6 protein-coding genes are annotated in these 9,686 nt (G+C 62.4%); 4 read left to right on the plus strand and 2 right to left on the minus strand.

Annotation, left to right across the window (positions count from 1 at the left end; genetic code table 11):
* The first annotated feature begins 366 nt into the window (after positions 1-366).
* Positions 367-2,190, plus strand: coding sequence for a methyl-accepting chemotaxis protein (locus AC1ECN_RS37490; RefSeq protein ID WP_477955904.1), 1,824 nt, complete (start codon positions 367-369; stop codon positions 2,188-2,190).
* A 78-nt stretch (positions 2,191-2,268) separates the two neighbouring features.
* Here AC1ECN_RS37490 and AC1ECN_RS37495 read toward each other — a convergent pair whose 3' ends face one another.
* Together AC1ECN_RS37495 and glyS are read right to left on the minus strand one after the other, a co-directional pair.
* Positions 2,269-2,757 (minus strand): 2-thiouracil desulfurase family protein, encoded by a 489-nt coding sequence (locus AC1ECN_RS37495; RefSeq protein WP_130672041.1) that lies wholly within the window; start codon positions 2,755-2,757, stop codon positions 2,269-2,271.
* A gap of 58 nt (positions 2,758-2,815) precedes the next feature.
* Complete coding sequence (gene glyS / locus AC1ECN_RS37500) at positions 2,816-4,930, minus strand: glycine--tRNA ligase subunit beta (protein WP_130672042.1); 2,115 nt, start codon at positions 4,928-4,930, stop codon at positions 2,816-2,818.
* A gap of 219 nt (positions 4,931-5,149) precedes the next feature.
* On the opposite strand from glyS, the gene AC1ECN_RS37505 reads away from it, so the two are divergent.
* The 3 genes from AC1ECN_RS37505 to AC1ECN_RS37515 all read left to right on the plus strand — a co-directional run bounded on the left by AC1ECN_RS37505 (position 5,150) and on the right by AC1ECN_RS37515 (position 9,501).
* A complete protein-coding gene (locus AC1ECN_RS37505; RefSeq protein ID WP_477955906.1) occupies positions 5,150-7,459 on the plus strand; it encodes a Tex family protein in 2,310 nt (769 codons plus the stop codon).
* Between the two features lie 133 nt (positions 7,460-7,592).
* A complete protein-coding gene (locus AC1ECN_RS37510; protein ID WP_130672044.1) occupies positions 7,593-8,852 on the plus strand; it encodes an SAM-dependent methyltransferase in 1,260 nt (419 codons plus the stop codon).
* 67 nt (positions 8,853-8,919) lie between these two features.
* Positions 8,920-9,501, plus strand: coding sequence for a histidine phosphatase family protein (locus tag AC1ECN_RS37515; RefSeq protein ID WP_130672045.1), 582 nt, complete (start codon positions 8,920-8,922; stop codon positions 9,499-9,501).
* The last annotated feature ends 185 nt before the right edge of the window (positions 9,502-9,686 follow it).

The following is a 9,686-nucleotide window of genomic DNA, read 5'->3' on the forward strand; positions in this document are numbered from 1 at the left end:
TTTGGGGGGCCACCACTGGTGTTTGGGGGGCCACCACTGGTGGGCCGAATGCACCCTCGATGAGCAGCGGGGGTGCATTCATGTTTTGATGCACCGGGCAAGCTGAGAATTCGAAAAAGAAATGATATTAGGCCTGCGGATGAAAATCCGTCGGTGTGCCTAACTCTACCCCCTGATTTTCAGGGAAGTTCACATCGCGAACAATAAAATTAAAGCTTTCTTATAGGGTGAGCATCAATTGTCACTTTACCCGGTCGCAGCATGTTTATTTTAGCAGCGGTAGACGCGTCCTCTTTTTCGGCGCGCTCGCACAGGCGGTAGAAAACCGCGCCGGAATGCAGCTATCCATTCCCGTTGCGAGGCGTCATGAAAAATTTGAAGATATCGAAGCAGCTCATATTGCTTGTCGTCGGCCTGATGATCGCCTTTGCGATTRCCACCTCCCTGCAGATCCGCTCCTCGGTGGATGCGATCTACAAGGAGCGCTATGACATGCTGCGGGCGGAGGTGCAGTCTGCAGTCTCTGTTCTCAAAATCTACCAGGCCAAGGTGACTGCCGGCGAAATGACGCTGGAAGACGCCCAGAAGCAGGCCTACGCCACGGTCAATGCGATGAAATACGACCCCGATGGCTATTTCTTCGGCTATAGCTACGACATCCAGATGATGTTCCATTATGATGCCGCGAAAGTCGGTCAGGTCAACAAGGGCCAGCCGGACAGCAAAGGCAAGCTCTATCGCGAAGAGCTGGTCAAGCTCGGGCAGCAGGGCGGCGGTCTCGTCGAATATTATTCCACAGCCAAACCGGGCCAGCCCGCTGGCGATTTTCGTAAGACGGCCTATGCACAGGCCTTCGATCCCTGGAAGGTCGTCGTCGTCACCGGCGTCTACATGGACGATCTCGATGCTCAGATAAACAGAACGATCCTGACCGCGCTCTCCGGCAGCATCGTTCTGTTCTTCCTTGCCATGACAGCGGCATATTTCGTCATCCGCGGCATATCGGGACCTCTCAACAACGTCCATGCCGCCCTGCAGTCGGTCGCCGAAGAGGATGTCTCCATCGCCATCCCGCATACCGGGATGAACAATGAAGTTGGGATGATGGCGAAGGCGACGCAGTCGCTGCAGGAAAAGATCAGGGAACGCCATGCGATGTCGGATCGCGAGGCGGCTCAGCAGCTGGCGCTGGAAAGCGAGCGCGAGAACAATCTGCGTCAGCAGCAGGATGAAGCAACGCTGCAGGCACGCGTGGTGACGACGATCGGCCAGGCGCTGGCGATGATTGCCCGCGGCGATCTCACCGTCCGCTGTGCCGATCTCGGCCAGAAATACGCCGCCCTGCGCGATAACTTCAACGATGCGCTGTCGCATCTCGAAGCCGCCATGGCCAAGGTCAGCGCCAAGGGCACCGACATCGGCACCAGCAAGGAAGAGATCCGCTGCGCCTCCAACGAGCTGTCGCAGCGCACCGAGCGCCAGGCCGCCAGCCTGGAGGAAACCTCGGCCGCTCTCGATGAGCTCACCGTCGCCGTCCGCCAGACGGCCGATGGCGCGCACGAAGCCAGCAAGCGCGTCCATTCGGTCAGCACCGAAGCCACCCACAGCGATGCGATTGTCACCCAGGCGATCGAGGCGATGAGCGGCATCGAGAAGTCGTCCTCGGAGATCACCAAGATCATCGGCGTCATCGACGAGATCGCCTTCCAGACCAATCTGCTGGCGCTGAATGCCGGCGTCGAGGCAGCGCGTGCCGGTGAATCCGGCAAGGGTTTTGCGGTCGTCGCCCAGGAAGTGCGCGAACTCGCCCAGCGTTCCGCCGCGGCCGCCAAGGAGATCAAGGATCAGATCGCCCGCTCCTCCAGCCAGGTCGACCATGGCGTCCGCCTGGTCGGCGAGGCAGGCGAGGCGCTGAAGCGCATCTCCGACCAGATCAAGGCCGCCAACGAGATCGTCGCCAAGATCGCCCATAGCGCCTCCGAACAGGATACGACGCTGCGCTCGATCTCCTCGTCGATGAACCAGCTCGATGCCGCCACTCAGCAGAATGCCGCCATGGCCGAGGAGACCACGGCATCGGCCGAGACGCTCGCCAGCGATACCGACGAGCTGATCGATCTCATCCGCGGCTTCCGTGTCAGTGGCGAAAGCGCTGCCCCGGCCATGCATCAAGGTCGCCGCGCCGCATAAACGGCGCGGGGACAAAAGCGTTTTTATCACCAAATTTTTAGCGGCCGTCGGTTCTCCGGCGGCCGTGCCTTTTGAGGCTCATTGCCCGATACGCTCGATCAGCTGTTCGATCTCGCGATCGGAAAACACCTCGACGCCATCAGCTTTCAGCGCTGCCGCCGTCACGCCGGCGCCGGCCCGCTTGCGGCCGGAAAACGTGCCGTCATCGATGAAGCCGGATCCGCAGGAGGGGCTGCCGTCGATGAGCAGCGCATAGTGGCAGCCGGCCTGCCTTGCGAGCGCCACGGCATTTTCCGCCGCCAGCAGGAACTCTTCCGTTACGTCGGCGCCCGTCAGCTCGACAACCCGCGCCTTGCCGGCCAGCACATCCTCGCCGCTTGCCGCCTCAGCAATCTCCGCCGGCGGCCGCGGCACCGTCATGCCCGCCGACATCTCCGGACAGATCGTCACCAACCGGCCCTCGGCCCGCCATGTCTCGATTACCGGATGAAGCAACGGCTTCGCCCGCCCGTCATAGCGGACGGCGTGCCCCATGAGACAGGCGCTGACGAGAATCTTGCTCTGCATGTCTGCTTGAATACAGCCGGAGCCGCGGCAATGCCAGACTGCCGATGGCGGCCGAACATCACCCCGAAATCTTCGAGAAATCCGCAACCGTTCCCGTCGCCTCGCGGATCAGTCGCAGCAGGGCCAGACGGTTGGCGCGGATGGCGGCGTCCTCGTCGTTGACGAGCACGTCCTCGAAGAAGCGGTCGACCGGGCCGCGCAGCTTGGAGAGCGCTTCCATCGCCGAGCGGAAATCTTCCCCGGCGACGGCGTCCGAGGCATCCTTCGAGGCGCCGGAGATTACGGCGAAGAGCTCTTTCTCGGCATCGAGCTTCAGAAGCGCTGGCGAAACGCCGTCGGCGATCACGGTGCCTTTCTTTTCCTCGGCGGCGAGCAGCTGCGTCGCGCGCTTGGTGCCGGCGAGCAGGTTCTTGCCTTCCTCGGAGGTGATGAAGGCGGTCAGCGCTTCGACGCGGCGCGCCACCATCAGCAGGTCGTCGGCATCGGGTGTCAGGACGGCGTCGATGAGATCGTGGCGGGCGCCCTGATCGCGCAGATAGACCTTGAGACGATCGTGGAAGAAGGAGAGGAGATCGATATCCTTGGTCGTCGCCCGCAACGGCAGCCTGACCTTGCGCTCCAGCAGGATCCTGACGACACCGAGGGCCGCCCGCCGCAGAGCAAACGGATCCTTCGACCCTGTCGGCTTTTCATCGATCGCCCAGAAGCCGATCAGCGTATCGAGCTTGTCGGCAAGGGCGATCGTGATCGCCACTCTGTCCTCCGGCACGCGGTCCGACGGACCCTGCGGCTTGTAGTGATCCTCGATCGCCGCGGCAACGGAGGCATCCTCACCCTGCAGCGCCGCATATTTGCGGCCCATCAAGCCCTGCAGTTCGGGAAATTCGCCGACGGCCTCGGTGCGCAGATCGGCCTTGGCGAGCACGGCGGCGCGATCGATGAGAGCCGGGTCGGCGCCGGTGATATCAGCCAATTCCTTGGCCAGCGTGCGGATGCGGGCGACACGTGCACCCTGTGTGCCGAGCTTGGCATGGAAGGTTACGTCAAGCGCATCGAGTTTGGCCATGCGCTGGTCGAGCGGCTTGTTGATGTCGAGGCCGAACTTTGCCGCCGAAGCGGTGAGCGTCTCGAGATCCGGCAGATTGCCCTGGTCGCGCTTCCAGAAATGCAGCGCGTCCGAAAGTCTGGCCCGCACCACCTTGCCGTTGCCATGGACGATTTCCTTGCCGTCGTCTTTCGCCTGGATGTTGGAGACGAGGATGAACTTGTTCGAAAGCGTCTCCTCACCCTGTTTGCGGGTAACGAAGCACTTCTGGTTGGTTTTGATCGTCAGCCGGATAATTTCGGAGGGGATCGAGAGATAATCCTCCTCGAAGCTGCCCATCAGCACCTGCGGCCATTCGACGAGGCCGGAGACTTCCTCCAGCAGGCCTTCGTCTTCCACCAGCTCAAGCCCATTGGCAAAGGCGATGTCGCGGGCGTCGTGCAGGATGATGTCCTTGCGCCGTTCGGCATCGAGGATGACCTTCGCCTTTTCCAGGTTCGCCGCATAATCGTCGAAGCGCCGCACCGTGATCGGCTCGGGCGCGTGGAAGCGATGGCCGTAGGTGATGTTTGAAGCGGTGATGCCGTCGATCTCGAAGGGGATGACAGTGGTCTCTTCATGCTCCGGGCCGAAGGTGCAGACGATCGACTGCAGCGGCCGCACCCAGCGCAGCGCGCCGGGCTTCGACGAAGCCTTGCCCCAGCGCATCGATTTCGGCCAAGGAAAATCGCGGATGATGCCGGGCATGACATCTGTGACGATCTCTTCCGTCGCGCGGCCGGGCTTGGAGATCACCGCGACGTAGAAATCGCCCTTCTTCGGATCGCTCACCACCTGCGCCTCGGAGACAGAGGACAAGCCTGCGCCGCGCAGGAAGCCCTCGATCGCCTTTTCGTTGGCGTCGGTGCGCGGTCCCTTGCGTTCCTCGCGTACATCGGCGGAGCGGGCCGTCAGGCCATGGATGTCGAGCGCAAGCCGCCGCGGCGTCCAGTATTCGCGTGCGCCCTCGTAGGAAAGACCCGCTTCGACAAGCGCATCGGTGACGAGCTTCTTCAGGTCGCCGGCAGCCTTGCGCTGCATGCGGGCCGGAATCTCTTCGGAGCGGAGTTCGAGAAGAAGGTTTGGCATGTCGAATTTCCTTGCMTCCCGCGACAGGGGAGGGATGGCATGGGCGCCGGGTCAAAACGTTGCTTCTGCTAGCAAAGAATGGCGCATCTGCACAACCGCAAAATCGCCGCCTTTCCGGCATGCTTATCCTGTGGATCGGCGCTTGCCTGTAAACTCCAACATTGCCTTGCCGCTTTTCGCCGCTATGGTCCCGCCACCTCTGTCGAAACAGGAAATCCCATGGCCGCAGACCTCCGTTTTCTCGCAGCCCGCATCTCCGCCGAAATCAACGCCCGGCCCGAACAGGCTAAAGCCGCCATCGAGCTGCTCGACGAGGGCGCAACCGTGCCCTTCATCGCCCGCTACCGCAAGGAGGTGACGGGCGGGCTGGACGACACGCAACTGCGCAATCTCGCCGAGCGGCTGGTCTACCTGCGTGAACTCGAAGCCCGGCGCGACGCGATCGTCGAATCGATCACCGGCCAGGGCAAGATGACCGACGAGCTGATGACCAAGGTCGCAGGCGCCGAAACCAAAGCCGAGCTTGAAGATCTCTATCTGCCCTACAAGCCGAAGCGCCGCACGCGGGCCGAAATCGCCCGTGAACGCGGCCTCGGCCCGCTCGCCGAGATGATCCTCGCCGACCGCGCCAAGGAACCGGCGGTGCTGGCCGAAGACTTCGTCAACGCTGATGTGCCCGATGTGAAGACGGCGCTGGAAGGCGCGCGCGATATCATCGCCGAAGGCATTGCCGAAAATGCCGACCTGCTCGGCAAGTTGCGCGCTCATATGCGCCAGGCCTCTCTGCTGAAGGCGAAAGTCGTCGACGGCAAGCAGGCGACTGGCGAGAAGTTTTCCGATTATTTCGATCATTCCGAACGCTGGGCGACCGCCCCCGGCCACCGCGCGCTCGCCATGCTGCGCGGCTGGAATGAGGAGGTGCTGACGCTGACGATCGAGGCCGACGCCGAGACCGCCTCTCCGAACAAGCCGGTCGAGCGCATGATCGTGGCGGCCTACGAGATCGGTACCAGCCGTCCCGGCGACCGCTGGCTGATGGAGGTCGCAAGCTGGACCTGGCGCGTCAAGCTTTCCATGTCGCTCTCGCTCGACCTGATGCGGGAACTGCGCGAAAGGGCCGAAGAGGAGGCGATCCATGTCTTCGCCCGCAATCTCAAGGACCTGCTGCTGGCTGCACCCGCCGGCTCGCGCGCGACGATGGGTCTCGATCCCGGCATCCGCACCGGCGTCAAGGTCGCCGTCGTCGACGGCACCGGCAAGGTGGTGGCGACATCGACCGTCTATCCCTTCCAGCCGAGGAACGACGTGCGCGGCGCCCAGGTCGAGCTCGCCTCGCTGATCCGCAAGCACAATGTCGAGCTGATCTCGATCGGCAACGGCACCGGCAGCCGCGAAACCGAAAAGCTGGTGGCCGACATGCTCGCCGAGTTGCCGGCGCCGAAGCCGACCAAGGTCATCGTCTCGGAAGCCGGCGCCTCGGTCTATTCCGCCTCGGCGACCGCTGCTGCTGAATTCCCCAATCTCGACGTGTCGCTGCGCGGGGCCGTCTCCATCGCCCGGCGCCTGCAGGATCCACTGGCCGAACTCGTCAAGATCGAACCGAAGTCGATCGGTGTCGGCCAGTATCAGCATGACGTCGACCAGCAGAAGCTGTCGCGTTCGCTCGATGCCGTGGTGGAAGACGCCGTGAATGCCGTCGGTGTCGATCTCAACACCGCGTCTGCGCCGCTGCTATCTCGAGTCTCCGGCCTCGGTCCGTCGATTGCCGACGCCATTGTCCGTCACCGCGACAGCGAAGGCCGTTTCGAGAGCCGGCGGGATCTGTTGAAGGTCGCGAGACTCGGCGGCCGCACCTTCGAGCAATGCGCCGGTTTCCTGCGCATCCCCAACGGCAAGGAGCCGCTCGATTCCTCCTCGGTGCACCCGGAGGCCTACGGCGTCGCCAAGAAGATCGTCGCTGCCTGCGGCCGCGATCTGCGCGCGCTGATGGGCGATAGCGCCGTCTTGAAATCGGTTGATCCGCGCCAGTTTATCGACGAGAAATTCGGCCTGCCGACGGTCAGGGACATCATCGCGGAGCTGGAAAAGCCTGGTCGCGACCCGCGTCCGAGCTTCAAGACCGCGGCCTTCGCCGAGGGCGTCAACGAAATTTCCGACCTGACGCCTGGCATGGTGCTGGAAGGCACGGTGACCAATGTCGCCGCCTTCGGCGCCTTCGTCGATATCGGCGTGCACCAGGATGGTCTGGTGCATGTGTCCCAGCTTGCCGATCGCTTCGTCAAGGATCCCCACGAGGTCGTCAAGGCGGGCGATGTCGTCAAGGTGCGGGTTGTCGAAGTCGATGCCAAGCGCAAGCGCATCGGTCTTTCGATGAAGCGCGATGACGGCTCCTCAGCGCCGCCGCMGCGTGGTGATTCTCGTCCAAACCAAGGGTCGCGGCCGCAGAACGAACGCCGGCCTGCGGCTCAGAAACCGGAGAGCCAAGGCGCATTCGGCGCGGCACTTGCCGAAGCGATGAAGCGAAAATAAGGGTTTAGCCGGTATTTCGGCAAAAATGCAACAGTTTGGCAGCGTTCTGAACGGAGTGCTAAATCCGGCGCTTGTATGGCGAAAGAGAGCCACTAAGTTGATGTGACCATCCTGTCACATTTGCGAGGCGTCCATGGCGTCGGCATTCTTATCGATCGTCCAGCAAATCGTCCGCAAGGGTTCGTTGAAACTTACCCTTGCCAATGGCGAAACCCACACTATCGGCGACGGCACGGGTGAAACCGTTGTCGCCCGCCTTGCCGATCAGGAGGCCGAGGACGCCATCCGGCGCGACCCGGCCATGAAGCTCGGCGAAATGTACATGCAAGGCCGGTTCATTCTCGAACAGGGCAACATCTACGATTTCCTGTCGCTGGTGAAACAGAACACCACCAATGAAATCTTCGATTTCAAGATGGCGGCACTGCTCCTCGGCCGCATTGCCTGGCAGCAGCTGAAGAGCCGCGTGCCGGTCAATCGCAACAAGCACAATGTCGCCCATCATTACGACCTGTCGGCCAAGCTCTTCGATCTTTTCCTCGACGAGGACTGGCAATATTCCTGCGCCTATTTCGAACCGGCCGGCATCAGTCTCGATGAGGCGCAGCTCGCCAAGAAGCGCCATATCGCCGCCAAGCTTCTGCTTGAGCCGAACCAGCGCATCCTCGAGATCGGCTCCGGCTGGGGCGGCATGGGCATGTACCTGACGGAGGCGACCGACGGTGCCGATTTCACCGGCATTACGCTGAGCGAAGAGCAGCTCAAGGTCTCCCGTGCGCGCGCTGAAAAGCGCGGCCTTGCCGACCGTGTGCGTTTCGAACTGCAAGACTACCGCACCATGACGGGCAGGAAGTTCGACCGCATCGTCTCGGTCGGCATGTTCGAACATGTCGGTATCGGAAATTACGGCAATTTCTTCCGGAAGGTATCGGATCTCCTCGACGACAACGGCGTCATGGTGCTGCATTCGATCGGCCGTCCGAAGCCGAGCTTCGGCACCAATGCCTTCATCGAGAAGTACATCTTCCCGGGCGGCTACATCCCTTCCGTCGGCGAGGTCGTGCCGCCGCTCGAGAAGGCCGGGCTGCTGGTCAAGGATATCGAGATCCTGCCGCTGCATTATGCCTATACGCTGCGCCATTGGCGCGAGCGTTTCGTGGCACGCAAGGCCGAAGCGGTGGCGCTTTACGACGAGCAATTCTTCCGCATGTGGGAATTCTATCTGGCGGGTTCGGAAATGGGTTTCCGTTGGGACGAGCTCTTCATCTTCCAGATCCAGATCGCCAAGAACCAGTTCGCCGTTCCCGACAATCGCAACTATATTGAGCGGAACGAAGCCAAGCTGAAGGAATTCGAGGCGACACGCGCACCGCTGGAAAAGGTGACGTTCTGATTCCGCGGAAATGCCGCCACCGGCGGTGCCTTTGCCGAGGAACCGACTGCAATGAAAGGGCGTGCAGATGAGCAGCGCATTTCCCGAGATCTACCTGGTTCGGCACGGTGAAACCGAATGGAGTGTTTCCGGCCGCCATACCGGGCGAAGCGATATTCCCCTGACGGCGAATGGCGAGGCGGCGGCCCAAAAGGTCGCCGACCGGCTGGCGGGCCTCTCTTTCTCCGCCGTCTGGTCGAGCCCGTCTCAGCGTGCCCGCAATACCTGCGCGCTTGCCGGATTTGGATCGGGTGCCGTCATCAAGGACGATCTGGCCGAATGGGATTACGGCGCCTATGAGGGCATCACGACGAAGGAGATCCTTGCGGGCCGCCCCGGCTGGCAGCTCTTTCGCGACGGCTGCCCGAATGGCGAGTTCGCCGCCGATGTCGGCGCCCGCGCAGACGCCGTCATCCATGCGCTTCGCGAAGCGGCCGGCACCATCCTGGTCTTTTCGAGTTCGCATTTCCTGCGCGTCCTCGCCGCCCGCTGGCTCGGCCTGCCGCCGGAAGGCGGCTCCCGTTTCGTGCTCGATACGGCCAGCATCAGCGTGCTCGGCTATGAGCACGACCTGACCGAACCGGTCATCCGCCGCTGGAACCAGAGATAGGGAAGCGGTGGCAGCGGGTTTGCGGAGTTCAATAGCAGATGCCGCCAGCCGTGTGGCCCCCTTGCATGTTCAATTTGCACTGATTGTTGGATGATCTGTGCGCACTCCGGCGGATGGCCATCCGCCGGAGTGCGGACGGCCGGGACCGCAGGCCCCTTGGCTTGAACCGGGGATGAGATTGGTCC

The organism is Rhizobium sp. 01N447_2 (assembly GCF_056399245.1).